The sequence below is a fragment of the Streptomyces sp. NPDC058683 genome (assembly GCF_042716195.1).
In the GTDB taxonomy this organism is placed as follows: domain Bacteria; phylum Actinomycetota; class Actinomycetes; order Streptomycetales; family Streptomycetaceae; genus Streptomyces.
This window is the reverse complement of sequence record NZ_JBHXSK010000030.1, coordinates 83,446-108,154: the sequence shown is the minus strand read 5'-3', so window position 1 is coordinate 108,154 and position 24,709 is coordinate 83,446. Positions and strand designations below refer to the sequence as shown.

The window sequence follows — 24,709 nt, the reverse complement described above, 5'->3', positions numbered from 1 at the left end:
GGCCGAGTGGAGCGCCTGGGAGCACGCCGGTGCCTCCCGGATCGAGGTCGTCGCCGATGCCACGGAGACGCTGCCCGCCGGCCGGCGGGGCGTCCGGCTGACGGTCGCCGACGACGGGGCCGGCATCCCCGAGGACGGCCGCCCCAGCAGGCTCCGGAACCGGCGGCTTCAGATGCGCGCGGCCAGCAGCTGTTCGATCACGACCGCCACGCCGTCCTCGTTGTTGGCGACCGTGCGGCCGGAGGCGGCGGCGATCACGTCGGGGTGGGCGTTGCCCATCGCGTACGACTGTCCGGCCCAGGTCAGCATCTCGACGTCGTTGGGCATGTCGCCGAAGGCCACGACCTCCTCGTGCGAGATGCCACGCTCGGCACACTCCAGGGCCAGCGTGCTGGCCTTGGAGACCCCCGGGCCGCTGATCTCCAGCAGGGCGCTGGGACTGGACCGGGTGACGTTGGCGCGCTCACCGACGGCGAGGCGGGCGAGGGCGAGGAACGCGTCGGGGTCGAGGTCGGGGTGGTAGGCGAGGATCTTGATCACGGGCTCGCCGGCGCTCGGACCGTCGGCCGCGAGGATCTCCTCGGCGGCCAGCAGATGGTCCGGTGTCTCCAGGTGCAGCTTGGGATAGGCCGGCTCCTGGTGGAAGCCGTACGTCTGCTCGACCGCGTACACCGTGCCGGGCGCGGCGTCGCGCAGCAGCCGTACCGCGTCCAGCGCGTTCTCCCTGGCCAGTTCACGCACCTTCACGAAGCGGTGGGCGCCGGGGCCGCCGTGCAGGTCGACCACGGCGGCGCCGTTGCCGCAGATCGCCAGGCCGTGGCCGTGGACGTGGTCGCTGACGACGTCCATCCAGCGGGCCGGGCGGCCGGTGACGAAGAAGACCGCGATGCCCGCCTCCTCGGCGGCGGCCAGCGCGGCGACCGTCCTCGGGGAGACCGACTTGTCGTCGCGCAGCAGGGTGCCGTCGAGATCGGTGGCGATCAGCCGGGGAGGAGTCGCGAAGGCGGAGGTCTCGGGCTGTCGGGTCGCTGAGGTCACCGCGCCATTCTCGCGCATATGCCCGCACGCCAGTGCGGTGCTCCGCACAGATGAGACACAGACGACTCCCGAAGCATCTCCCGGGCCCTGCCCACCCTGCTCGGCCCAGCCTCCTCGGCCCAGCCTCCTCGGCCCAGCCTCCTCGGCCCCGCCCGTCGGCCTCAGGCCAGCTGGGCCGGGGCCTCCATGGCGATCCGCTCGAAGACCTTCTCCTCGGCCGCGAAGTCCGAGTCGGGGATGGGCCAGTGGATCACCAGCTCGGTGAAGCCCAGCTCCTGGTGACGGCCCGCGAAGTCCACGAAGGCGTCCAGGGACTCCAGTGGCCGGGCACGGTCCGGGGTGAACCCGGTGAGCAGGACCTTCTCCAGCTCCGACGCGTCCCGGCCGACCGCCGCGCAGGCCTCGCCGAGCTTCGCCGTCTGACCGCGCAGCGCCTCGACGGACTGCTCGGGCGTGCCGTTCTCGTACAGCTTCGGGTCGCCGGTGGTCACCCACGCCTGTCCGTGCCGCGCGGCGAGCTTCAGCCCGCGCGGGCCGGTGGCCGCGACCGCGAAGGGCAGCCGGGGCCGCTGCACACAGCCCGGGATGTTGCGCGCCTCGTGGGCCGAGTAGAACGAGCCCTCGGACGTCACGGAGTCCTCGGTGAGCAGCCGGTCGAGCAGCGGCACGAACTCGGCGAACCGGTCGGCGCGCTCGCGCGCGGTCCACGGCTCCTGGCCCAGCGCGGTGGCGTCGAAGCCGGTGCCGCCGGCGCCGATACCGAGCGTCACCCGGCCGCCGGAGATGTCGTCGAGCGAGATCAGCTCCTTGGCGAGCGTCACCGGATGCCGGAAGTTCGGCGAGGTGACCAGCGTGCCCAGACGCAGCCGGTCGGTGACGGACGCGGCGGCGGTCAGCGTCGGGATCGCACCGAACCACGGGCCGTCCCGGAAACTGCGCCAGGACAGGTGGTCGTAGGTGTACGCGGTGTGGAAGCCCAGTTCCTCGGCCCGCGTCCACGCGGCACGGCCGCCCTCGCTCCAGCGGCGGTACGGCAGGATCACGGTGCTCAGACGCAGACTCATGCGCCCGAGACTAAAGGGCCCCACCGGCAACGGACGAAACGGTCACCGTATGCGGCCGCTCAGCCACGGCGTGAGGAAGCTCGCGGGCAGGTACTCCTTGTACGTACGGTCCCCGGGCAGCGGTACGACCAGCGAGGCCGTCGGTGGGAAACGGCGGGCGCGGACATGGGCCAGCCCGCCGAAGACGGCGCGGAGGAAGGCCGGCACGTCGTCGCGCGGGAGGTCGTGGAACTCGACGCCCTCCACCGTGATCAGCGCGTCGTCGTCCGGGTAGAGCCGCACGCTGACCCGGGGCACCCCGCCGAACTCGGCGTATGCCTCGTGCGGCAGCGAACCGTCCGGGTCCGCGGTGACACCGAACCCCGCCGCGCTGCGCCGGGAGGTCTGGTCCGCGCCGATGTCGTGCGTCACCTCGATCTCGCGGCCGCACTCGGCGGCGATCGCGCGAAGAGCGGTCACGGCCGCCTCCGTCGTGGGGAGGTGGTCCCTGCGTGCGCTTTGGTCCATACCAGTCATCATGCAGGGGTCAGTGCGGGTCGGGGAAGCGCAGGTACTGCGCCGGTACGGCTTTCGTCAGCCACACCCCGTTCGCGCTGACGTGGAAGACATGGCCGGCCCGGTGCATCGCGCCCGCGTCCACCGACAGCACGACCGGGCGCCCGCGCCGGGCACCGACCCGGGTCGCGGTCTCACGGTCGGCCGACAGATGCACGTCGTGCCTGCTCATCGGGCGCAGACCCGTGGTCCGGATGGCGTCCAGGTACCGGGCCACGGTCCCGTGGTAGAGGTACGGCGGCGGGGTCGCCGGGGGCAGTCCGAGTTCGACGTCGACGCTGTGACCCTGGCTGGCGCGGATCCGGGCGCCTTCGATCGCGAAGCGCTGCTTGTCGTTGGCGGCGACGACGTGGTCGAGTTCCTCGCGGGTGACCGGGAAGCCGTGTGCCGCTGCCGCTGCCAGCAGCGTGTCGATCTCCACCCAGCCGGCTTCGTCGAGCGTGAGGCCGATGCGTTCCGGCTGGTGGCGCAGGTGCTTCGAGAGGTACTTCGACACCTTCACGGTACGCCGATCGTCCCGCACCTTGTCGTTCTGTCCGATATCCGGCTTGTCGTCCCGTCCGTCGTTCGTTTCGTCGTTCCTTCTGTGGCTCTTCTTGTCGTTCACACCACCAGCGTGCCGGGAGAGACGCGGATCACGCAGATATTTTTTGCCGCAGGTTTGATCCACAAGCAAGTGCGGTTATCCACAGGTGAATTGGCTGCGCTGTGGACAACTGCTGGGCGATTCAGGATGTTTCGTCAAGATCGTTAACAGGGATGTGATGTGCGGTCAGTGCGTCCAAGTGGCGTGCCCGCGCCTCCCGTTCGGCGGCCAGGGCGATGAACTCGGCGACGTGGTCCGGGCCAACCAGACGCCGTACGGCCTGAATCGTGTCGACGGGGAGAGACACGGTACGCGTCTCCTCCCGGGACTTCGGCTGCTCCCCGGTACCAAGTCGCCGGCGCACCTCGCGGGTGGCGAACAGGCGCATGGCCCGGGCCAGTTCGGCGTCCACCGTCTGCTGGGCGAGCGGGCGCAGGCGCCGTACCAGGGAGGCCGCCTCGGCGGCTTTCGCGTCGGTGCGGTGGTGCGGATCGTCGAGGTAGCGGGCGAAGACGTGCTCGGTGGTGAACTCGAGGAAGCGGGCTGCGATGTGCTCGACCTGAGTCCTCAACTCCCGCAGGTGGTCCGAGATCGCGGTGAGCGGTACCCCGGCCGCGTGCAACTCGGCGGCCACGGCCAGCTCTTGGGGACTCGGGACCAGGAAGGAGTCGGGGTCGCCCGACACCGGTTCCAGGACGCCGAGCGCCACGGCCTCGGCCACGGCCGTGTCGTCGGGGGTGCCGCCGAAGCGGGCGTCCAGGTCGGCGCGGGAGAGACGGGCCGGTTCCTCGTCGGTCCAGGGGCCCTCGGCCTCCGTGACGAGGCCGAGGACGCCGGCCAGGCCGCGGCCGGTGTCCCACGCGTCGAGGAGTTCCCTGATGGAGGCGAGGGTGTAACCGCGGGCGAGGAGGTCGGCTATCTGGTGGAGGCGGGTGAGATGGGTGTCGGAGTAGAGGTTGGCGCGGCCCTGGCGCTCCGGGCGGGGCAGCAGGCCTTTGTCCTGGTAGGCGCGGATGGTGCGGACGCTGGTCCGGGAGTGGTGGGCCAGGTCTTCGATGCGGTACGTCCTGTGCGGCGGGGGGTCGGCCGTCACAGCCTCGGCTCCGTCCTCGCGATTCTCCGCAGCACCCCCGGCGCCACCCGCGACAGCATCCGCAACCCCCGCGCCTCAGGTGTCACCGGTACCACCGCCCTGTTGGCCTCCACCGCCTCCAGAATCGCCGAAGCCACCTTCTCCGGCGGGTAGTTCCGCATGCCGTACAGGCGGGCCGAGCGCTTCTGCCGCCTCCGTTGCTCCTCCTCGTCGACGCCTGTGAAGCGGGCGGTCGACGTGATGTTGGTGTTGACGATGCCGGGGCAGATCGCGGTCACGCCGATGCGCTGAGCGGCGAGTTCGGCGCGCAGGCACTCGGACAGCATCAGGACCGCCGCCTTGGAGGTGCTGTAGGCCGGCAATGCCCGTGACGGCTGGAAGGCGGCCGCCGAGGCGACGTTCACGATGTGGCCGCCCTGGCCGCGGTCCGCCATCCGCGCGCCGAACAGGCGGCAGCCGTGGATCACGCCCCAGAGGTTGACGTCCAGGACCTTGCGCCAGTCCTCCGTGGTCGTCGTGAGGAACGAGCCGGAGAGGCCGATGCCGGCGTTGTTGACCAGGACGTCCAGGACCCCGTGCTCGCGGTGGACCCGCTCGGCGAGCTTCTCCATGGCCTGCTCGTCGGAGACGTCGGCCGTCTCGGCCCACGCGTCCGCCGCGCCGATCAGCCGGGACAGCTCGGCGGTGCGGGCGGCGGCCTCCGCGTCCCGGTCCACGGCCACCACGCGCGCGCCCGCCTCCGCGAACGCGAAGGCGGTGGCCCGGCCGATGCCGCTGCCCGCGCCGGTGACCAGCACCAACTGGCCGCCGAACCGCTGGGCATGGCGGTCCGCACGCTTCGGCTCGGTGCCCCGGCCGTCCTCGACGGAGATCACGAACTCCTCGATCCAGGCCGCCACCTGGTCCGGCCGGGTACGTGGGACCCAGTGCTTGTCGGGCAGGGTGCGGCGGGTCAGCTGGGGTGCCCAGCGCTCCAGGTCGTCGTACAGCCGCGCGGACAGGAACGCGTCGCCCAGGGGCGTGATGAGCTGCACGGGCGCGTGCGCGTACGCGTCCTCGCGCGGGCGGCGCAGCCGGGGCCGTACGTTGTCGCGGTACAGCCAAGCGCCGTGTGCCGCGTCGGAGCGGAGGGAGCCGGTGGGGTAGTCCCCGGCGGGGAGTTTCTCGGCCCGTCGGAGGATGCCCGGCCAGGCCTTGCCGAGCGGGCCGCGCCAGGCCAGTTCGGGGACGACGGGGGTGTGCAGCAGGTACACGTACCAGGACTTGGCGCCCTGGCCGAGGAGCTGTCCCACCCGGCGGGGTGTCGGGCGCTTCACGCGTGCGTTGATCCAGTGCCCGAAGTGGTCGAGGGACGGCCCGGACATCGAGGTGAAGGAGGCGATACGGCCCTCCGTGCGCCCCACGGTGACGAACTCCCAGGACTGCACCGAGCCCCAGTCGTGGCCGACGAGGTGCACCGGGCGGTCCGGGCTCACCGCGTCGATCACCGCGAGGAAGTCGTCGGTCAGCTTGGCCAGCGTGAAGCCGCCGCGCAGTGGTTGCGGTGCGGTCGAGCGGCCGTGGCCCCGGACGTCGTAGAGCACCACGTGGAAGCGCTCGGCCAGGCGGGGCGCGACCTCGGACCAGACCTCCTTGCTGTCCGGGTAGCCGTGGACGAGGACGACCGTCGGCTGTGCGGGGTCGCCCAGCTCCGCCACGCACAGTTCGATGCCGCCGGTGTGCACCCGGCGCTCGCGTGCGCCCTTCAGTGCCGTCACTTGTCCTCCGCCCAGCGCCGCACGTGCGGCAGATCGTCGTCCAGCCAGAAGGCGCCCTGCTCGGGGTCCCGGGAGTCGGTGACCACGAGGATCTCCTCGAACTTGGCTCCTGTGCCGCGGAAGCCGAGGTGCGGTTCGACCGCCCACAGGCCCGGCTGGGGCGGGTGGTCGGAGAAGCGGTACGGCGACCACAGGGGTGACCAGCCCTCGCGGTGGCCGTGCAGGGCGTCGGCGGCGAGGCCCTTCAGGGACTGGGTGCCGAACCCGAAGAGGTGAGGTGCCCAGCGGCGCTGTTTCACCCGGTCCACCTTGTGGGCGATCACGCCGAACGGGTACGCGCGGTGCCGGTTGGCGTAGCCCTGGCGGACCATGAGGCGGTCCACGTCCTCGTAGATCTCGCGCAGCGGGCGCCGCTCGCGCACCTCGCGCAGGATCAGCTCCCGGTGTGCCTCCAGGTCGGCCATGAGGCGGTCCTGCACGGGGTTGATCCCGAGGGAGCCCGAGTAGCCGATGTCGGCCGTACAGCCCTCGTACACCGGGGCCAGGTCCAGGATGAACGGCATCCCGGGGGCCAGCCGGCGGTCGGTCGGGAAGAACTGCAGCGGTATGCGGAAGTCCGTGAAGGCGGTGCGGTCGCCGAACCAGGCGAAGGGGAGGTGGAACCAGTCCCGTACGCCACGGGCGCGGAGCCACTCGCGCTGCATCCGGGCCGCCTCGCGCTCGGTGACGCCGGGCTCCAGCCGGGCCGCGACCGCCTCCGCGCATTCGTACGCGAGTCGCTGCACCCGCCGGAAACCCTGGAGCTCCGTGGCGCGTTCGGAGAGTACGTCCTGCACTGTCGTCGTCATCCGCCCCGTCCCCATCGACTGCGGTACGTGTCCGTAACTTGACACTGGCGAATGTGACAGTTGTTAGAGGCGACGTCAATAGGTGGTGCAAGGCCTGTGGATAACTCTGCGTAGCTCTCAGGCAGGGGATCCCCTAGGGTCCCGTAATACTCGAGAGTGATGCGAAGACGGCTCTCGGGTCTGACGACCTCCGTGGTCCACATCACTACCTTCGATGGCGTGACTGTGATCGCGACCGAAAGCCTGAGCAAGCGGTTCCCCCGGGTGACCGCGCTCGACCGGCTGTCCGTGGACATCGGACCCGGTGTGACCGGACTCGTCGGAGCCAACGGCGCCGGCAAGTCCACCCTGATCAAGATCCTGCTGGGTCTGTCCCCCGCGAGCGAGGGCCGAGCCGAGGTGCTCGGCCTCGACGTGGCGACCAAGGGTGCCGCCATCCGCGAGCGGGTGGGTTATATGCCGGAGCACGACTGCCTGCCGCCCGACGTCTCGGCCACCGAGTTCGTCGTGCACATGGCCCGCATGTCCGGCCTGCCGCCCGCCTCCGCGCGCGAGCGCACCGCCGACACCCTGCGCCATGTCGGGCTCTACGAGGAGCGGTACCGCCCCATCGGCGGCTACTCGACCGGCATGAAGCAGCGCGTGAAACTCGCCCAAGCGCTGGTCCACGACCCGCAGCTGGTCTTCCTGGACGAGCCGACCAACGGCCTCGACCCGGTCGGCCGCGACGAGATGCTCGGCCTGATCCGCCGCATCCACACCGACTTCGGCATCTCAGTCCTGGTCACCTCGCACCTGCTCGGCGAGCTGGAGCGGACCTGTGACCACGTGGTCGTCGTCGACGGCGGCAAGCTGCTGCGGTCCAGCTCCACCACCGACTTCACGCAGAGCACGACCACCCTCGCGATCGAGGTCACCGACAGCGACGAGCACCCCGACGGCACCCGCGCGGTGCGCGACGCGCTCCACGCGCGCGGGGTGGAGACGAACGCCGAGGGCGGCGGCCTCCCCGGCGCCGGCCACATCCTGCTGCTCACCGCCCAGGGCGAGGAGACGTACGACCTGGTCCGCGACGTCGTCGCCGACCTCGGCCTCGGCCTGGTGCGCATGGAACAGCGCCGGCACCACATCTCCGAGGTCTTCACCAGCAGTGACGAGCAGCCGAAGGAGGCGGCCGTCCATGGCGGTTGAGCAGCCCCTGGCCACCCCCGCGGGTGACCAGTCCCGAATCCACGACATCGGCTACCGCGGCTATGACGGCCCGCGCCTCGGCCGCGCCTACGCCCGTCTGTCCCTCTACTCGCAGACCCTGCGCGGCTCCTACGGCCTCGGCCGCTCGGTGAAGTCCAAGGTGCTGCCGATGCTGCTGTTCGCGGTGATGTGCGTGCCGGCGGCCATCATGGTCGCCGTCGCCGTCGCCACCAAGGCGCACGACCTGCCGGTGTCCTACACGCGGTACGCGATCATCATGCAGGCCGTGATCAGCCTGTACGTCGCCTCGCAGGCACCCCAGGCGGTCTCCCGCGACCTGCGCTTCAAGACCATCCCGCTGTACTTCTCGCGGCCCATCGAGACCGCCGACTACGTCCAGGCCAAGTTCGCGGCGCTGGCCTCGGCGCTGTTCATCCTCACCGGCGCCCCGCTGGTCGTGCTGTACGCGGGCGCCCTGCTCTCCAAGATGGACTTCGCCCACCAGAGCAAGGGGTTCGGCCAGGGACTGGTCTCGGTGGCCCTGCTGTCCCTCCTCTTCGCCGGTATCGGCCTGGTCATCGCGTCGGTCACGCCGCGCCGCGGCTTCGGCATCGCCGCCGTGATCGCCGTCCTGACCATCTCCTACGGCGCGGTCTCCACCCTCCAGGCCATCGCCGACTCCCAGGGCAGCACCAGCGCCATCCCATGGATCGGCCTGTTCTCGCCGGTCACCCTGGTCGGCGGCCTGAGCACCGCCCTGCTCGGCGGCACCAACACCTTCCCCGGCGGCGACGGGCCCTCGCACGCCCAGGGCGTGGTGTACCTGCTCGTCATCGTCGGCCTCATCGCCGCCTGCTACGGCCTGCTGCTGCGCCGCTACAAGAAGGTGGGACTGTGACCACGCTCTCCATCGACCACGTCTCCCGCTGGTTCGGCAACGTGGTCGCCGTCAACGACATCACCATGACCATCGGCCCCGGCGTCACCGGCCTGCTCGGCCCCAACGGCGCCGGAAAGTCCACCCTCATCAACATGATGGGCGGCTTCCTCGCCCCCTCCACCGGCACGGTCACCCTCGACGGGCAGCCGACCTGGCGCAACGAGGCCATCTACAAGCACATCGGCATCGTCCCCGAGCGCGAGGCGATGTACGACTTCCTCACCGGCCGCGAATTCGTCGTCGCCAACGCCGAGTTGCACGGCCTCGGCGCCAAGGCCGCCCAGAAGGCCCTCGCGACGGTCGAGATGGAGTACGCGCAGGACCGCAAGATCTCGACGTACTCCAAGGGCATGCGCCAGCGCGTGAAGATGGCGTCCGCCCTGGTCCACGACCCTTCGCTGCTCCTGCTCGACGAGCCCTTCAACGGCATGGACCCGCGCCAGCGGATGCAGTTGATGGACCTGCTGCGGAAGATGGGCGACGAGGGCCGCACCGTGCTGTTCTCCTCGCACATCCTCGAAGAGGTCGAGCAGCTCGCCTGGCACATCGAAGTGGTGGTCGCCGGACGGCACGCGGCCAGCGGCGACTTCCGCAAGATCCGCCGTCTGATGACCGACCGTCCGCACCGCTACCTGGTCCGCTCCAGTGACGACCGGGCCCTCGCGGCCGCGCTGATCGCCGACCCGTCGACCTCGGGCATCGAAGTCGACCTCACCGAGGGCGCGTTGCGCATCCAGGCCGTCGACTTCGGCCGTTTCACCGCCCTGCTGCCGAGGGTCGCCCGCGACCACGGCATCCGGCTGCTCACGGTCTCGCCGTCCGACGAGTCCCTCGAATCCGTGTTCTCGTATCTGGTCGCGGCGTAGGAGGCCGAAGATGTACGACCCCACAGTCGCCCGGCTCACTTATCGAGCCCTGCTCGGCCGCCGCCGGGCCCTCATCCTGGGGGCGCTGCCCCTGCTGCTCATCGCGATCTCCGTCGTCGTCCGCGGCCTCGCCGGTGCCGACGACCAGACCGCCTCCGACCTGCTCGGCGGCCTCGGGCTCGCGACCATGGTGCCGATCATCGGCGTCATCGCCGGCACGGGGGCGATCGGCCCGGAGATCGACGACGGCTCGGTGGTGTACCTGCTGTCCAAGCCGATCAAACGGCCCACGATCATCCTCACCAAGCTGATCGTGGCGATCGCCGTGACGATGGTGTTCTCGGCCCTGCCGACGCTGATCGCGGGCTTCATCCTCAACGGCAACGGCCAGCAGATCGCCGTCGCCTACACGGTGGCCGCGCTGGTCGCGTCGATCGCCTACGCGGCGCTCTTCCTGCTGCTGGGCACGGTGTCCCGGCACGCGGTGGTCTTCGGCCTCGTCTACGCCCTGGTCTGGGAGGCCCTGTTCGGCTCTCTCGTCCCCGGCGCGCGCACGCTCAGCGTCCAGCAGTGGTCCCTGGCGGTCGCCCACAAGGTGACGGGCGGCGAGCTGGTCACGTCGGACGTGTCCCTGGCGACGGCCACGGTGCTGCTGATCGCGGTGACGGTCCTGGCGACCTGGTACGCCGGCCAGAAGCTGCGCTCGCTGACGCTGGCGGGCGAGGAGTAGACGCCCGGCTTATTGACGGGGGCTTCACCTCTGTCCAGGCACACTGGACAAAGCGGGTGTACTGCGTAGGAGGCGCGGGATGGCTGAGGGTTTCGGAGACGGGGACTGGGACGGGCTTGACGGGCTTGTCCTGGACGAGAACTTCATACGGTCCGCGGGGACTTCGGAGCCGTCCGCGCGGGCGCGGATGCTGGCGGCGAAGTGGCGGGCGCAGTCGCCGGAGCCTCAGCCGTGGCGGTCGGACGAGCCGCCCGCCGGCTGGTTCTTCAGCAAGGCGCGGCGCAGGTGGTGGCGTCGCTAGGTGCCTTTAATTCGGTGGCTTCCAACTCGGCCGACAGGCACAGTTGTTGTGTCAGCCCCCGAACCGGGAGAGGAGCCGGACGATGTCCATGCACGACAGTACGTCCCGCTCCCTTCAGGGCAGCTCGCGGCGGATCGCGATGTAGCTGCCCGGGGCGGCCGCTTCGAGCACGCGATGTCGCTCTCGCGTGGGCCGCCCACCCGGAGGATTGGCCGAGTGGTAAGGCACTGGCTTGCGCTGTGTTTCCTCAAGAGCAAGCCGTGGTCGGGCGAAAGCCCGCGCACGTTCGATCCGTGCATCCTCCGCAATGCTGTGAAGGCATCTCAGCCGCAACACCGTGAAGGCGCCTCAGCCCAGCAGGCGCTCCAGCACCACCGCGATCCCGTCCTCCTCGTTGGAGGAGGTCACCTCGTCCGCCACGGCCTTCAGCTCGTCGTGCGCGTTGGCCATGGCCACACCCCGGGCCGCCCAGGCGAACATCGGGATGTCGTTGGGCATGTCACCGAAGGCGATCGTGTCGGCGGCCTTCAGGCCCAACCGGCGCGCGGCCAGCGACAGGCCCGTCGCCTTCGACAGCCCCAGCGGCAGAAGCTCCACGATTCCCTCGCCCGCCATGGCGACGGTGACGAAGCCGCCTGCCGTATGACGTGCCACCTCGGCCAGCTCGTCGTCGGAGAGCTCGGGGTGTTGGATGTAGATCTTGTTCAGCGGCGCCGCCCAGAGATCCGCCGCGTCCGTGAACGGCGTCGACGGGAGCTTGCCCGTCACCGCGTACCCCGGCCCCACCAGAACCTCGCCGTCGAGGCCGTCGCGGCTCGCGGCGAGGTACAGCGGGCCCACCTCCGCCTCGATCTTCGCCAGGGCGACCCCGGCCAGCTGGCGGTCCAGCGTCACGGACGTCAGCAGGCGGTGCGACCCGGCGTCGTACACCTGCGCCCCCTGGCCGCACACGGCGAGGCCGTGGTAGCCGAGGTCGTCGAGGATGGGCCGGGTCCAGGGGACGGCACGGCCGGTGACGACGATGTGCGCGGCGCCCGCCGCGGTGGCCGCGGCGAGCGCGTCACGGGTGCGCTGCGAGATCGATTCGTCGGGGCCGAGCAGCGTTCCGTCGAGGTCGGTGGCGATCAGCCCGTACGGGAAGCTCACCGGGACACCGGCTCCAGGACCTCTCGGCCGCCCAGGTACGGGCGCAGCACCTCGGGGACCCGGACCGAACCGTCGGCCAGCTGGTGGTTCTCCAGGATCGCCACGATCGTGCGCGGTACGGCGCACAGCGTGCCGTTCAGCGTGGCCAGCGGCTTGACCTGCTTGCCGTCGCGGACCCGGATCGACAGCCGGCGGGACTGGAACTCGGTGCAGTCCGACGTCGACGTCAGCTCGCGGTACTTGCCCTGCGTCGGGATCCACGCCTCGCAGTCGAACTTGCGGGCGGCGGAGGAACCGAGGTCACCGGTGGCGACGTCGATCACGCGGTACGGCAGCTCCAGCGAGGTCAGCCACTGCTTCTCCCAGGCCAGCAGACGCTGGTGCTCCGCCTCCGAGTCCTCGGGGGCGACGTAGGAGAACATCTCGACCTTGTCGAACTGGTGGACGCGGAAGATGCCCTTGGTGTCCTTGCCGTGCGAACCGGCCTCGCGGCGGAAGCAGGGCGAGAAGCCGGCGTAGCGCAGCGGGAGCCGCTCGGCGTCGATGATCTCGTCCATGTGGTACGCGGCGAGGGGCACCTCGGACGTGCCGACCAGGTAGAGGTCGTCCTTGTCGAGGTGGTAGACGTCCTGGGCCGCCTGGCCGAGGAAGCCGGTGCCCGCCATGGACTGCGGCCGGACCAGCGCCGGGGTCAGCATCGGCGTGAAGCCGGCCTCGGTGGCCTGCGCGATCGCCGCGTTGACCAGCGCCAGCTCCAGGAGGGCGCCGACACCGGTCAGGAAGTAGAAGCGGGAGCCGGAGACCTTGGCGCCGCGCTCGACGTCGATCGCGCCGAGCAGCTGGCCCAGCTCCAGGTGGTCCTTGGGCTCGAATCCCTCGGCGCCGAAGTCGCGGATCGCGCCGTGCGTCTCCAGGGTGACGAAGTCCTCCTCGCCGCCGACGGGCACGTCGGGGTGGACGAGGTTGCCGAGCCTGAGCAGCAGCTCGTGGGTCTCGGCGGCGGCGGCGTCACGCTCGGCGTCGGCGGTCTTCACGTCGGCGGCGAGCTGGCCGGCCTTCTTCAGCAGCTCGGCCTTCTCGTCACCGGCGGCCTTGGGGATGAGCTTGCCGAGCGACTTCTGCTCGTTGCGCAGCTCGTCGAAGCGGACGCCGGAGGACCTGCGCCGCTCGTCGGCGGAGAGGAGGGCGTCGACGAGCGCGACGTCCTCTCCACGGGCGCGCTGGGACGCGCGCACACGGTCGGGGTCCTCACGGAGCAGGCGTAGGTCAATCACGGAGCCAAGGCTACCGGTGTGGGGTTGCCCCCCACGAATCACTATTGACCCGTGTTCCGAATCGCGGCTTACGTTCGGTTATGGGGGAATTGCCGAGCGTGTCAATAAAAAGTGTCTCACTCCCCGAGACGGGGCATGCGCGAGGCCTGCGGTTGACTGGATTCCCTTGTGGGGAGCGGGACTTGGAGGCCCGGTTGTCCACAGGGATCCACGCCCTCCCGAGAGTTATCCACAGGCTGTGTGGATGGGTTGTGGACTTCGGAATTGATCACTTCGAAGCTGGCGCCCGAAGAGAGGAATTCCCCGCCCAAACCTGGACAACACCCACTTTCGAGTGGAAAGGAGTCGCTCCAAAAGATGAACCATGGGAAACGAGTGGACGAAGGGTGACGTGGGTGATCACCGGCCCTCCTGTGGACTGTAGGCCGATTTGTCGACAGAGTCAGGTGTCGCTGTCGACTTGTCCCCAGGTCGAGTTGAGGACCTGTGGATAACTTCTGTGGATAACGAAGATATGAACGTATGGCCGGTTAGAAACGGCCGTCCTGGCAGCGCGCCACCCAGTCCGAGGCCGCCATGAACTCCTCGTCCGACGTCCCCGGCCGCGTCGGTCCCGCGGTCTCGCCCGGCTTGATGTCCGCACGCGGGTACGAGCCGAGGAACCGCACCTGGCGGCAGATCCGCTTCAGCCCCATCAGGGCCTCCGCCACCCGGCGGTCGGAGATGTGCCCCTCGGCGTCGATGCAGAAGCAGTAGTTGCCGATGCCGGCGCCGGTGGGCCGGGACTGCAGCAGCATCAGGTTGATGCCCCGGGTGGCGAACTCACCGAGCAGATCGCGCAGCCCGCCGGGGTGGTCGTCGTTCTGCCAGAGCACGACCGAGGTCTTGTCCGCGCCGGTCGGGGCCGCGGGCCGGGCCGGACGGCCGACCAGGACGAACCGGGTCTGCGCGTTCTTCGCGTCGTGGATCTCGGTCTCCAGGGCCTCCAGGCCGTACCGCTCGGCCGCGAACTCACCGGCGAACGCGGCGTCGTAGCGGCCCTCCTGCACCAGCCGGGCGCCGTCCGCGTTCGAGGCGGCGGACTCCCAGACGGCGTTGGGGAGGTGGGCCCGCAGCCAGTTGCGGACCTGCGGCTGGGCGACCGGATGCGCGGTCACCGTCTTGATCTCGGAGAGCTTGGTGCCCGGGCGGACCAGCAGCGCGAAGGTGATCGACAGCAGCACCTCGCGGTAGATCGTCAGCGGCGCGCCCGCGACCAGTTCGTCCAGGGTCGTGGTGACCCCGCCCTCGACGGAGTTCTCGATCGGCACGAACGCGGCCTCGGCCTCGCCGCCCCGTACCGCGTCCAGGGCGGACTGCACGGAGACGTACGGGATCAGCTCCCGGGTGGCCGCCTCCGGAAGCGTGCGCAGGGCGACTTCGGTGAAGGTGCCTTCGGGACCGAGATACGCATAGCTCGCTGGCATGTCCCTCACCCTAATGGGCGCAAGGGAGCAGGGCTCACTTGTCTCGTCGGAACCACTCGACCGGGTGGTTTGAAAACCGGAAACGCGCCAATAGTGATCAGAATCCACGGTGGTAACGCGGCCACCGCGCGGAATCCACCGCACGCGCGCGGAATCCCCTACACGAGAAACCCGGCCCCGGCTGTCCGCTCTCAGCCCTCCAGCAGCCGCTGCCCCACGTACTCCCCGTCGGCCGTCCCGCCCGGCACCGCGAACAGTCCGCTCGCCTCGTGCCGGATGTACTGCGAGAGCGCGTCCCCGCGGTCCAGCTTCCGCTGCACCGGGACGAACCCACGCAGCGGATCCGCCTGCCAGCAGACGAAGAGCAGCCCCGCGTCCGGCGTCCCGTCGGCATCGATGCCGTCGTGGTACGAGAACGGGCGCCGCAGGATGGCCGCGCCCCCGTTCTGGTCGGGCCGGGTGATCCGGGCGTGGGCGTTGATCGGGACCACGTAGTCACCGTCGGACCTGGTCTTCTCCAGGTCCATCGCCGTCGTCTCGGTGCCTCCGGACAGCGGCGCTCCAGTGGACTTCCTGCGCCCGATCACGTCCTCCTGGGCCGCGAGCGAGAGCTTCTCCCAGTCGTCGAGGAGCATGCGGATCCGGCGTACGACGGCGTAGGAGCCGTTCGCCATCCACGCGGGGCCGTTCGAACCGCTCGCCGGAACGAAGATCCGCTGATCGAAGTCCGAGTCCGCCGGCTTCGGATTGCGGGTGCCGTCCAGCTGGCCCATGAGGTTGCGGGCCGTCATGGGGTGGGCGGTCGCGCCCGGGGTGCGGTTGAAGCCGTTCATCTGCCAGCGGACCTTGGCCGCGCTGCCCGCGTCCTTCTGGACGGCGCGCAGGGCGTGGAAGGCGACCAGGGCGTCGTCGGCGCCGATCTGTACCCACAGGTCGCCGTTGCTGCGCGACCTGTCGAGGTGGTCGGAGGAGAAGTCGGGCAGCGGGTCCAGGGCGGACGGGCGCTGCTTCTCCAGGCCGGTGCGGGCGAAGAAGCTGTTGCCGAAGCCGAAGGTGATCGTCAGCGACGAGGGACCGGCGTCACGGGCCACATCCGTGTCGTCCTGTGTCATCGCCTCGCCCGCCATCAGCCGCCCGGCCGTCGTCGACCAGCGACGCAGCAGCGCGGCGGCGTCCTTCCGCCCCGCGCCCGCCGCCAGGTCGAAGGCGATGAGATGGCCGCGCGCCTGGAGGCCCTCGGTGATGCCGGGCTGATGTTTCCCGTGAAACATCGCCCGGTCGGAGCCCACCGAGCTGAGCGGGGTGGCCTGTGCGGGTGCGGCCGCGTAGCCGACACCCGCGCCCGCCGCGCCGAGCACGAGTCCGGTGGCCCCGGCGGTGCCGAGCAGTGCGCGCCGGCTGACGCCTTGGGCCGGGGGAGCCGACGGGCCTTCCTCGGTGACCGACGGACGGAGGGACTGGGACGGTTCAGCCATGGTGCGGTTCAGCCGATCTGCGCGTTCTTGGAGACGGTCACCTGGTCGATGTCGGAGGTCCGCACGGTCACGGAGATCTGCCAGTCGCCGGCCATGGGGATCTGTACACCGTTGGCGGCCCAGTGGCCGGTGGTGACGTGGTCGGGGGCCACGGGAAGCGGCCCGATCTTCTTGGCGGCGAGGGTGAAGGCGACCTTCACCTCGGGGATGTCGAAGGCCCGGCCGTTGGGGCGCTGGACGTAGACGTGCATCTCGTTGGTGCCCACGGCCGCGGGGTCGAGGTCGACACGGACGACGCCCTTGCCGTCCTTGCCGCCGGTGTCGAAGGACATGTCGAGGGTCAGCGCGCCCGAGGACGAGTTCGATGCCGAGGACGAGGAGGTGGAGGACGCCGAGGAGGCGGCCTTGGCGTCCTGCTCGGTGCGGCCCGGCTCGGTCTGCGTCAGCACGGTCGTGACCGCGAGCAGAGCGACGGCGACCCCGGCCTCGGCGAGCACCGAGCGCCGCAGGCCGAAGCGGTTGGGGTCGGCGTCCCGGACGCGCTTCTGCCGGGCGGAGTCCTTGGCGGCCTGCTGCCGGGCCAGTTGGGCGGCCCGCCCGGGGTCCTCGGAGTCGTCATCGGCGGAGGCGTCCTTGCCGGACCCCTTGCCGCCGGAGGCGCTGGAAGCGGCGGACGCCCTGGACCCGCCGGACGCGACCGACGCCTCCTTGGTGGCGGCGGACGCCTTGACGGTCTCCTTCTCTTCCTCCGCCTCCTCCTCCGCATCGGTGACTTCCCCGGCCGACTCCTCGGTCTCCGTCACCGCCGTGTCCGCGAGCCGTCGCGTCCATCGCCGTGAGATGGACGCGATGCCGACCAGCAGCGCCACCAGCGCGATCTTGACCAGCAGCAGCTGCCCGTAGGCCGTGTCGGTGAACGCCGACCAGGAGCCGAGCTGGCGCCAGGACTGGTAGATGCCGGTGGCGACCAGTGCCACCACGCTTCCGAAGGCCATGCGGGAGAAGCGGCCCACGGCGACGGCCCCGACGGGCTTGTCCGCGGGCGCCCGGTAGAGGGCGACCAGCAGGGCGGTCAAGCCGCCCAGCCAGGTGGCGACGGCGAGCAGGTGGATGACGTCGACCGGCATCGCGATGCCCGGCTGGAGTCCGGTGGAGGCGTGCTCGGCCATGGCCCAGCTCGCCGCGAGCCCGGCGGCCACGACGGTCCCGCCGATGGCGAGCCCGAAGGTCAGGTCCCGCTTCTCCGCGCCCTCCTCGCGCTTGTCGTAGGCCCCGAAGAGGACGGCGATGAACAGCGCGGCGGCCGCGAGCAGCAGCAGCCGGGAGACCAGGGCCGCGCCGGTCTTGGTCTGGAGGACCTGGCCGAGCAGGTTGAGGTCGAAGACGTCGCCGAGGCTGCCGGAGGTGGTGTAGGAGCCGCGCAGGAGCAGCAGCCAGAGGGTGGCCGCGGTGAGTGTCAGCCAGCCGCCGACGACCAGCCGCTGCAGGGCCTGTACGCCGGAGCCGCGCTGCCAGCAGGCGAGGACGAAGGCGGCGCCGCCGACGAGCACGATGTACCCGGCGTACGACATGTACCGCCCGAAGCCGTAGAGCCAGCCGACGACCCCGCCGCCCGCTTCCTGGTCCCCGACCGAGGCGACGGTCGTGGAGGGCGCCCCGACGGAGAAGGTGTAGGCGCCTGCGACGGGGTGGCTGTCCGCGGAGACGACCTGCCAGGCGACGGTGTACGTGCCCTTGCCGAGCCCGCTCTTGAGCTGGACGCCGTAGGTCGTCCCGGTCAGGTTGTTCGGCTTGGCCAGGTCGACCCGCTTGCCCTTGGGGTCGAGGACCCGGATCGAGTTGTCGTTCAGCGACACGCTCTCGGAGAACGTGAGCGAGACCTGGTCGGGTGCCTTCGGGACCACCACCCCCTGGGCGGGGTCGCTGCCGGTCAGCGCGGCGTGCGCCGAGGCCGGCCCGGCGCCGGCCAGCAGCGCGCCGGTGACGGCGAGGAACAGCAGCACCAGCGTGCGCAGGCGGGGGGTGATGGTCCGCGTCAAGGTCGGTCCCTCCCTCAGTGTCCGGTCGAAGGGTTGTACGTGGCGGACTTCACCGGCATCTCGACGGTGAGCGGACCGGATTCGGCGAACTTCAGCTTCAGGGTGATCGTGTCGCCCTGTTTCGGGCGGCGCTTCAGCTTCTCGAACATCAGATGGTTGCCACCGCTTTTGAACACGAGTTGACCGTGCGCGGGCACCTCGAAGGAGTTGACCTCGTCCATCGCCCCGCCGTTGGTCTCGTGCATGGTGACCTCGCCGGCGGAGTCGCTGGTGACGGACGTCAGCTCGTCCTTCGTCCCGCCCTTGTTGGTGATCGTCAGGAACCCGGCGGCCATGTCGGCCGATACCGGCCGGGGCATGTAAGAGGCGCCGACGGACAGTTCCGTTCCCGGGGAGCCCGAAGAACCCGAGCCGCCGCAGCCCGCCAGGACCAGGGCGCCCGCGAGGGCTATGCCGGTCGTGGCCACGCCGGTCAGGGCGAGCCGTCGCCCGGTCAGCGCCGGAAGGGCCGGCGCCCGGCGGGGCGGTGCCGGACGGGGCGGTGCCGGGACGGCTCGGGCCCGACGCCTCACGGCTTCTCTCCCTTGACCAGCTTGGGGAGGTCCTTGGTGTAGTCGTCGACGGTGGCGTCCTCGCCGTACAGGACGTAACCGCCGTCGGTCTTCGGCGAGAACGCGATGACCTGGGTGCCGTGCACCGAGACGGTCTTGCCGGTCTTCTTGTCCTTGTGGGTCGGCTCGATGGAGATGCCGAGGGTGCGGGCGCCGGCCTGGATGGTGGAGAAGTCGCCGGTCAGGCCGATGAACTGGGAGTCGATGCCCTTGAGCCACTTGCCGAGCTCGGCCGGGGTGTCGCGGGCGGGGTCGGTGGTGACGAACACGACCCGCAGCTTGGCCTGGTCGGCCTTGGACAGCGCCTTCTTGGCGACCGCGAGGTTGTTCATGGTCAGCGGGCAGACGTCGGGGCAGTGCGTGTAGCCGAAGTAGATGAGCGTCGGCCGGCCCTTGGTCTCGGCGCGCAGGTCGTACTTCTTGCCATGGGTGTCGGTGAGTACCAGGTCCGGCTTCTCGAACGGCTGGTCCAGGATGGTCGCGGCCTTGTTCGAGGTGTCCCCGGCGACCACGGTGACGGGTGACTTGGCGTCGTCGCCGCTGCCGCAGGCGGAGAGGGTCAGGGTGGCGGCGGCGAGCAGCGCGGCCGCGGCGAACGTCTTCTTGCGCATACGAAAATGTCCCAGATGTGAGAGATCCGGCGCGCACCGGGGGCGTACGAGAACTACCGGGGCGTACCCGAGCTGTCGGAGCCACGACAGCCTCGCACGGCCCCCTGTGCGCGCTACGGACGGGGAGCTCAGGCCTCGGAGCCGGTGGACCGGCGGCGGCCCGCGAGGACGCCGTAGGCGACCCCGGCCGCGCCGACGACGATGCCGACGACGCCGAGGACGCGGGCGGTGGTGTCACTGCCACCGGACGAGGATCCGGAGTCGTCCGAGGCGGTGGTCTCGGTCTTGGCCGCGGTGTCCTCGGCCGTGGTGGTGGTCCCGTGGTGGTCGTCGGTGGCGGCGGACAGCGCGAGGGCCGGGGCCGGGTTCTCGGGCTCCTCCTGGCCCTCCTGCTGGACCTCGATCCAGCGGACGACGTCCTTGTTGGAGTACGTCTGGATCGCCTTGAAGACCAGTTCGTCGGTGTCCTCGGGCAGGGCGCCCACGGAGAGCGGGAACTTCTGGAAGTAGCCCGGCTCGATCCCCTTGTCCTCGGCGGTCCAGGTGACCTTGGTGACCGCCTCGTCGATCTTCTCGCCGTGCATCTCCAGCGGCTTGGCCAGCTTGGACTTGGTGACCTCGACCTTCCAGCCGGCCATCGGCTGCGGCATCACGGAGGCCAGCGGGTGGTCGGTGGGGAAGTTGACCTCGAGCTTGGTGGTCGAGGCGTCGTCGCGCTCGTTGGGGACCTTGAAGTCGATGACCGCGTAACCGCCCTTTGCGGCGGTGCCCTCGGGCTGCACGCTGACGTGTGCGAACGCGGGCGAGGAGACGGCCAGGACGGCCGTGCCCGCGACGGCGGTGACGGCGGCGAGACGAGAAACCTTCATGGCACGGAAAGCCTTCATGGCGTGGAGCACTCCACTCTGAGTGAGTTCTGTCGTTGAGGGGGCGCGCGGGCAGCGGGAAGCGCACGCACGCGCGCGTGCCGCGCGACGGCGGCAGGCCCCCTCCGGATCCGGACAGATCCCGGGAACTGCTCTGGTCGCGTCGCGTCAGGCGGCGAGAACGAGTACGGCGGCGGCCATGGGCGGCCCGCGCCGGATCACGGAGTGCTGGAGTGCGACGGTGTGGGGTGCGGGCGGTTCGTCCCGGGGGCTGCGACGGCTGTGTGCGGGCGCCTGGGGCACGGCCACGAGCCCGGCGCACAGAGCGCGCGCCAGTGCGAGCGCCCCGCGCAGGGAACGGACGAGCGCCCCCTCGGCGACTCCGTGCGCCGACAGCTCGATCAGCCGCAGCAGCGCCAGGTCGCCCCGGCGCAGCAGCCATCCGGCCACCACGGCCGCGAGGAGGTGTCCGAGCAGCATGGGCACGGAGGGCAGCAGCGAGCCGGAGGCCCCGGTGGCGTCCGCCGCATGGGCCGTCCCGCTCAGACCGGCGGCCGAACCGGAGGTGCTGAGATGCGCGTCGGTGAGGATCTTGTACGCGTGGGCGGGGCTGATCTGCGCCGCCCCGGCCCCGCACACCAGCCGCGCGGCCCGCTCGACCAGCGAGGCGTCACTCGTCGACAGGGAAGACAGCGAGGACAACGACGACGCGGATGACATGGACGACATGGACATCGACGACATCGACATCGAGCCGCCGGACATCGAGCCGGCCGACATGGCCGCGCCGCCGTGCTGGCCGAGCCCGAACAGGGTGTGCAGCACGGTCTGCATGACCGCGAGCAGTGCCACGATCCCCGGCAGCGTGCGGGCCCGCCCGGTGAGCGGGGCGACGAGTGCCAGGGTGCCGAGGAAGCCCGCGCCGAGCGTCCACAGCGGAACGGTCGCGCAGGATGCCAGCGTGTGCCCCGCCGCGGCCAGTACGACACAGAGCGCGGCGAACACCGCGGCCCGCAGGAGCCGCAGTCCGCTTCCGGTGCGCGCCGTGCGCGGATGGGGGGCGTTCATGGCGCGCTCATCATCGCACTGGGCTCACGCCCGCCATACGCCAGGTCCGCAAGATTCGTTTACAGGTGAAAGGAGTGAAAGAACCGGAAGATCGTCCTTGCTGTGAACCACCCGCTCATACACCGAAACCTCCCAAGGCGCATCCCCCGGATGGGCGTTCTCACATGAACGGAGTGCTTACACCCGCGCACGGGTGGCAATAGGTATCGGTATGTCGAGCCGCAGCCAGGAGGCTGGAGCATGAGCATCTGGTGGTCACTCCATCTGCGGCGCGAGGCCGCGAGCGTCCCGCTCGCCCGGCGGCTGCTGATCGGCACGATGGAGACGGCGGGCGTCGACCCCGAGATCTCCTACGACCTCTCGGTCGCCCTCAGCGAGGCCTGCGCGAACGCGGTGGAGCACGGCGGGGCGGGCCGTGCCTCGGAGGCGTACCGGGTCACCGCCTATCTGGACGGTGAGAAGTGCCGTATCGAAGTGGCCGATTCCGGCCCGGGGTTCGCCCCGGGGTTCGCCCGCACCCAGGAGATCAGACCCGCCCGCCCGGACGCCGAGCACGGCAGAGGGCTCTGTCTGATCAGAGAACTCGCCGATCACGTCCACATCGGCAACAAACCGGGCCGTGGCGGGACGGTGGTCAGCTTCGACAAGATCCTCAAGTGGACCAAAGATCCTTCTCTGCTTTCGGCATGACTCTCCCTCCTGCATAACTCGCGCGCTAAGGTGCGCGCATGATTCTCGGAAAGATTAAAGAAAACGCAATCCTGCCCGGCGTGATATTGCGTCCCATTGCCGTCGGCGACGCGAAACCGCTGTCCGCCGCCTACGCCGGCAACCGAAAGCATCTCGAACCCTGGGAACCGCTCAGACCCGAGTCCTTCTTCACGGTCGAGGGGCAGACCGAACGCATCGATGGCCTGCTGCGACAGGCAGCGGACGGGATCATGGTCCCCTGGGTCATGGAGTCGGCCGAGGACCGCCGGATCGTCGGCGCGATCACTCTTTCCGGAATTTCCCTGGGACCTTTCTGCAGTTCGTACGTCGGCTATTGGGTGGCCGGTGATCAGCAGGGCCGCGGGCTGGCCAGCGCCGCGCTGGAGCGGGTCTGCGAGATCGCCCGGGATGTCATGGGACTCCACCGGATCGAGGCGTCCACCCTGATCGACAACACGACGTCGCAACGGGTGCTGAAGAAATGTGGATTCGAGACGATCGGTGATGCTCCGCAGTATCTGCACATCAATGGAGAATGGCGGGACAGCCGGCTGTTCCAGCGGGTTCTGCACGACCGTGATCCGGCTCTGTGACGGCGTCACCCCACCCCTGTGACCAGCGTTTCCCCGCCGGCTTCAGCTTCCTGGGCGTTCACAGCCGGTTGCCAGCCCCTGCCCATGCCCCTGACAAACGGGGTTCCTAACTTCGTCGACCATGACGGGAAACCACAAAGACACGTCGATCACCCGCCGCCGCGCCCTCGTGGTGTCCGGCGGCACGGTGGCGGCCGGCGGCCTCGCGGTCGCCGGCTTCCAGTCGGCCTTCGCCGATGTGACCGACACCAGTGCCGACGCGGACGCCACGGCCTCCGCCAGTTCCACCAGCGATGCGTGCATGACGCTGATGACCAGCGTCACGGAGGGCCCGTACTACCTCGATGGTGCCTTGGTGCGCAAGGACATCACCGAGGGCAAGGCCGGTGTTCCGCTCACCCTGCGCCTGACCGTCGTGGACGCCACCGACGGCTGCACCCCGGTCAAGGGTGCCGCGGTCGAGATCTGGCACTGCGACGCCTGGGGCTACTACTCCGGTTACACCACCGCCAACCCGGGCGGCTCCGCCCCCGCGGAGAGCGAGGAGGGCGACTCCGCCGACGACAACACCTATCTGCGCGGCTACCAGGTCGCCAACGCCAACGGGGTCGTCAAGTTCGAGACGATCTTCCCCGGCTGGTACACCCCGCGCACCTGCCACATCCACGTGAAGGTGCACACGGGCGGCGAGAAGGAGGACGGCACCTACGAGGGCGGCAAGGTCAACTACACCGGTCAGCTGTTCTTCGACGACACCGTCGCCGAGGAGATCTTCACGCTCGACCCGTACTCCAGGCACACCGGCAGCTACACCGTCCTCGCCGACGACATGGTGTACGACGGCGGCGGTGCCTCCAGCGGTCTGCTGACCCTGAAGGCCGTGCACAAGAAGGACCCTTCGAAGGGCTACAAGGGCTCCCTGACCCTGGGCATCGACCCCGACGCCGAGAACACCGGCGCCGGCAGCGGTGGGGGCGGCACCCCGCCGAGCGGCGCCCCCACAGGCGCCCCGCCCACCGACAGCGCCTCCCCTTCGGCCTCCGCCTCCTCGTAAGGTAAGGGACATGACAAGCCGCGAGGATGACGCGCTGGCGCAGGCCGCCGTGGCCGCGCTCACCGGTCAGCTGGCGCTGGCCCCGAAGCCGGGGCTGCCCGACCCGCGTGACCTGGACGCCCGCAGCACGCGCCGGGAGCACGACAGTCTGCGCTGGTCGGCCCGGGCGCTGGCGCCCGGCCTCGCGGCGATGGCCGCCTCCGCCCGCCGTACCGGCGAAGCCTCGCCGGTGCTGCGGGCGGAGCTGGGCTCGATCGGCCGGTCCACCGAGCACTCGGTCGGCCTGGCCGGTGGCGGCCACAAGGGCGCCCTGTGGGCCCTCGGCCTCCTGGTCGCCGCGGCCGCCCTGGACCCGAGGGCCAAGGCCCGCGAGATCGCCGCCACGGCGCGCAAGATCGCCGCCTTCAACGACAAGGGCGCCCCCAAGCGCCCCTCCCGGGGTTCGTCGATCTCCGTGAAGTACGGAGCGGCCGGCGCCCGGGGCGAGGCCAGGGCCGGATTCCCGCACGTACGAAGGGCGTTGGACGCACTGGCGACGGCCCGCAAGGCGGGCGCCACCGAGAACCAGGCCCGTCTCGACGCCCTGCTCACCGTGATGTCCACCCTCCAGGACACCGAACTCCTCTACACCGCGGGCCCCTTGGGCCTGCGCCACGTCCAGGCGGGCGCCCGCGGCGTCCTGGAAGCGGGCGGTACGGCGACGGGGGCCGGCGCGGAGGCGCTGACGGCCCTGGACGCCGACCTGTACGAGCGCGGCTGGAGCCCGCGGGGCAGCGCGGGCCTGCTCGCCGGGGCCCTGTTCCTGGACGCCCTCCCGACACGCTGA

Annotated in this window: 25 protein-coding genes, 1 tRNA gene and 1 pseudogene; 11 read left to right on the top strand and 16 right to left on the bottom strand. The window is 70.5% G+C overall.

Annotated features, from left to right (window positions below):
- Positions 1 to 10 precede the first annotated feature (10 nt).
- Positions 11 to 190 (top strand): annotated as a pseudogene (locus ACFWXC_RS30525) (two-component system sensor kinase); the annotation flags it as partial.
- Here the strand turns inward: ACFWXC_RS30525 and ACFWXC_RS30520 are convergent.
- From ACFWXC_RS30520 to ACFWXC_RS30490, 7 genes are all read right to left on the bottom strand, one after another.
- The gene (locus ACFWXC_RS30520) at positions 169 to 1,056 is read right to left on the bottom strand and encodes a Cof-type HAD-IIB family hydrolase (RefSeq protein WP_384483492.1); all 888 of its coding nucleotides are present in this window, start codon (positions 1,054 to 1,056) and stop codon (positions 169 to 171) included. The pseudogene ACFWXC_RS30525 and the gene ACFWXC_RS30520 sit on opposite strands and share 22 nt — an antisense overlap.
- Before the next feature lie 143 nt (positions 1,057 to 1,199).
- Entirely contained in the window at positions 1,200 to 2,102 is a 903-nt protein-coding gene (locus tag ACFWXC_RS30515; protein WP_384483491.1) for an LLM class flavin-dependent oxidoreductase, read from the bottom strand.
- A gap of 42 nt (positions 2,103 to 2,144) precedes the next feature.
- Positions 2,145 to 2,621 carry a hypothetical protein gene (locus tag ACFWXC_RS30510; RefSeq protein WP_384483490.1) on the bottom strand — a complete coding sequence of 159 codons (477 nt, stop codon included), beginning with the start codon at positions 2,619 to 2,621 and terminating at the stop codon, positions 2,145 to 2,147.
- Between the two features lie 7 nt (positions 2,622 to 2,628).
- Positions 2,629 to 3,198 carry an RNA 2'-phosphotransferase gene (locus ACFWXC_RS30505; protein WP_384483522.1) on the bottom strand — a complete coding sequence of 190 codons (570 nt, stop codon included), beginning with the start codon at positions 3,196 to 3,198 and terminating at the stop codon, positions 2,629 to 2,631.
- Positions 3,199 to 3,385: 187 nt separating this feature from the next.
- Entirely contained in the window at positions 3,386 to 4,336 is a 951-nt protein-coding gene (locus ACFWXC_RS30500; protein ID WP_384483489.1) for a MerR family transcriptional regulator, read from the bottom strand.
- Positions 4,333 to 6,093, bottom strand: coding sequence for an SDR family oxidoreductase (locus tag ACFWXC_RS30495; RefSeq protein WP_384483488.1), 1,761 nt, complete (start codon positions 6,091 to 6,093; stop codon positions 4,333 to 4,335). The genes ACFWXC_RS30500 and ACFWXC_RS30495 overlap by 4 nt, the downstream gene beginning before the upstream one ends.
- Entirely contained in the window at positions 6,090 to 6,941 is an 852-nt protein-coding gene (locus ACFWXC_RS30490) for a M24 family metallopeptidase (RefSeq protein ID WP_384483487.1), read from the bottom strand. Before ACFWXC_RS30490 ends, ACFWXC_RS30495 begins: the two co-directional genes overlap by 4 nt.
- A 225-nt stretch (positions 6,942 to 7,166) precedes the next feature.
- Between ACFWXC_RS30490 and ACFWXC_RS30485 the strand changes: the two genes are divergently transcribed.
- The 6 genes from ACFWXC_RS30485 (at position 7,167) to ACFWXC_RS30460 (ending at position 11,274) form a co-directional block, all read left to right on the top strand.
- Positions 7,167 to 8,132 carry an ABC transporter ATP-binding protein gene (locus ACFWXC_RS30485; RefSeq protein WP_384483521.1) on the top strand — a complete coding sequence of 322 codons (966 nt, stop codon included), beginning with the start codon at positions 7,167 to 7,169 and terminating at the stop codon, positions 8,130 to 8,132.
- Complete coding sequence (locus ACFWXC_RS30480) at positions 8,122 to 9,030, top strand: ABC transporter permease (protein ID WP_384483486.1); 909 nt, start codon at positions 8,122 to 8,124, stop codon at positions 9,028 to 9,030. Before ACFWXC_RS30485 ends, ACFWXC_RS30480 begins: the two co-directional genes overlap by 11 nt.
- Positions 9,027 to 9,938 carry an ABC transporter ATP-binding protein gene (locus tag ACFWXC_RS30475; protein WP_351695749.1) on the top strand — a complete coding sequence of 304 codons (912 nt, stop codon included), beginning with the start codon at positions 9,027 to 9,029 and terminating at the stop codon, positions 9,936 to 9,938. The genes ACFWXC_RS30480 and ACFWXC_RS30475 overlap by 4 nt, the downstream gene beginning before the upstream one ends.
- Positions 9,939 to 9,948: 10 nt before the next feature.
- Positions 9,949 to 10,668, top strand: a complete 720-nt coding sequence (locus ACFWXC_RS30470) for an ABC transporter permease subunit (protein WP_384483485.1) — start codon at positions 9,949 to 9,951, stop codon at positions 10,666 to 10,668.
- Between the two features lie 79 nt (positions 10,669 to 10,747).
- On the top strand, positions 10,748 to 10,969 hold the full coding sequence (locus tag ACFWXC_RS30465) for a hypothetical protein (RefSeq protein ID WP_384483484.1): 222 nt from the start codon (positions 10,748 to 10,750) through the stop codon (positions 10,967 to 10,969).
- A gap of 202 nt (positions 10,970 to 11,171) precedes the next feature.
- A tRNA-OTHER gene (locus ACFWXC_RS30460) sits at positions 11,172 to 11,274 on the top strand.
- Between the two features lie 43 nt (positions 11,275 to 11,317).
- Here ACFWXC_RS30460 and ACFWXC_RS30455 read toward each other — a convergent pair.
- The 9 genes from ACFWXC_RS30455 to ACFWXC_RS30415 all read right to left on the bottom strand — a co-directional run bounded on the left by ACFWXC_RS30455 (position 11,318) and on the right by ACFWXC_RS30415 (position 21,525).
- Positions 11,318 to 12,115, bottom strand: a complete 798-nt coding sequence (locus tag ACFWXC_RS30455; RefSeq protein WP_384483483.1) for an HAD family hydrolase — start codon at positions 12,113 to 12,115, stop codon at positions 11,318 to 11,320.
- A complete protein-coding gene (gene serS, locus ACFWXC_RS30450; protein WP_384483482.1) occupies positions 12,112 to 13,389 on the bottom strand; it encodes a serine--tRNA ligase in 1,278 nt (425 codons plus the stop codon). The genes ACFWXC_RS30455 and serS overlap by 4 nt, the downstream gene beginning before the upstream one ends.
- A gap of 530 nt (positions 13,390 to 13,919) precedes the next feature.
- The gene (gene pheA, locus ACFWXC_RS30445) at positions 13,920 to 14,855 is read right to left on the bottom strand and encodes a prephenate dehydratase (RefSeq protein WP_384483481.1); all 936 of its coding nucleotides are present in this window, start codon (positions 14,853 to 14,855) and stop codon (positions 13,920 to 13,922) included.
- Between the two features lie 191 nt (positions 14,856 to 15,046).
- A complete protein-coding gene (efeB, locus tag ACFWXC_RS30440) occupies positions 15,047 to 16,330 on the bottom strand; it encodes an iron uptake transporter deferrochelatase/peroxidase subunit (protein WP_384483480.1) in 1,284 nt (427 codons plus the stop codon).
- An 8-nt stretch (positions 16,331 to 16,338) separates the two neighbouring features.
- Positions 16,339 to 18,369, bottom strand: coding sequence for a copper resistance CopC/CopD family protein (locus ACFWXC_RS30435; protein ID WP_384483479.1), 2,031 nt, complete (start codon positions 18,367 to 18,369; stop codon positions 16,339 to 16,341).
- A 14-nt stretch (positions 18,370 to 18,383) separates the two neighbouring features.
- On the bottom strand, positions 18,384 to 18,866 hold the full coding sequence (locus tag ACFWXC_RS30430) for a copper chaperone PCu(A)C (protein WP_384483520.1): 483 nt from the start codon (positions 18,864 to 18,866) through the stop codon (positions 18,384 to 18,386).
- A 71-nt stretch (positions 18,867 to 18,937) separates the two neighbouring features.
- Positions 18,938 to 19,591, bottom strand: a complete 654-nt coding sequence (locus ACFWXC_RS30425; RefSeq protein WP_384483478.1) for an SCO family protein — start codon at positions 19,589 to 19,591, stop codon at positions 18,938 to 18,940.
- Positions 19,592 to 19,719: 128 nt separating this feature from the next.
- Positions 19,720 to 20,460, bottom strand: a complete 741-nt coding sequence (locus tag ACFWXC_RS30420; RefSeq protein ID WP_384483477.1) for a YcnI family protein — start codon at positions 20,458 to 20,460, stop codon at positions 19,720 to 19,722.
- 165 nt (positions 20,461 to 20,625) lie between these two features.
- Positions 20,626 to 21,525 (bottom strand): hypothetical protein, encoded by a 900-nt coding sequence (locus tag ACFWXC_RS30415; protein WP_384483476.1) that lies wholly within the window; start codon positions 21,523 to 21,525, stop codon positions 20,626 to 20,628.
- A gap of 240 nt (positions 21,526 to 21,765) precedes the next feature.
- Here ACFWXC_RS30415 and ACFWXC_RS30410 point away from each other — a divergent pair, with 240 nt between their 5' ends.
- The 4 genes from ACFWXC_RS30410 (at position 21,766) to ACFWXC_RS30395 (ending at position 24,709) form a co-directional block, all read left to right on the top strand.
- On the top strand, positions 21,766 to 22,215 hold the full coding sequence (locus ACFWXC_RS30410) for an ATP-binding protein (protein WP_384483475.1): 450 nt from the start codon (positions 21,766 to 21,768) through the stop codon (positions 22,213 to 22,215).
- 38 nt (positions 22,216 to 22,253) lie between these two features.
- Entirely contained in the window at positions 22,254 to 22,829 is a 576-nt protein-coding gene (locus ACFWXC_RS30405) for a GNAT family N-acetyltransferase (RefSeq protein ID WP_384483474.1), read from the top strand.
- A 121-nt stretch (positions 22,830 to 22,950) separates the two neighbouring features.
- The gene (locus tag ACFWXC_RS30400; protein ID WP_384483473.1) at positions 22,951 to 23,883 is read left to right on the top strand and encodes an intradiol ring-cleavage dioxygenase; all 933 of its coding nucleotides are present in this window, start codon (positions 22,951 to 22,953) and stop codon (positions 23,881 to 23,883) included.
- 10 nt (positions 23,884 to 23,893) lie between these two features.
- Complete coding sequence (locus ACFWXC_RS30395; protein ID WP_384483472.1) at positions 23,894 to 24,709, top strand: triphosphoribosyl-dephospho-CoA synthase; 816 nt, start codon at positions 23,894 to 23,896, stop codon at positions 24,707 to 24,709.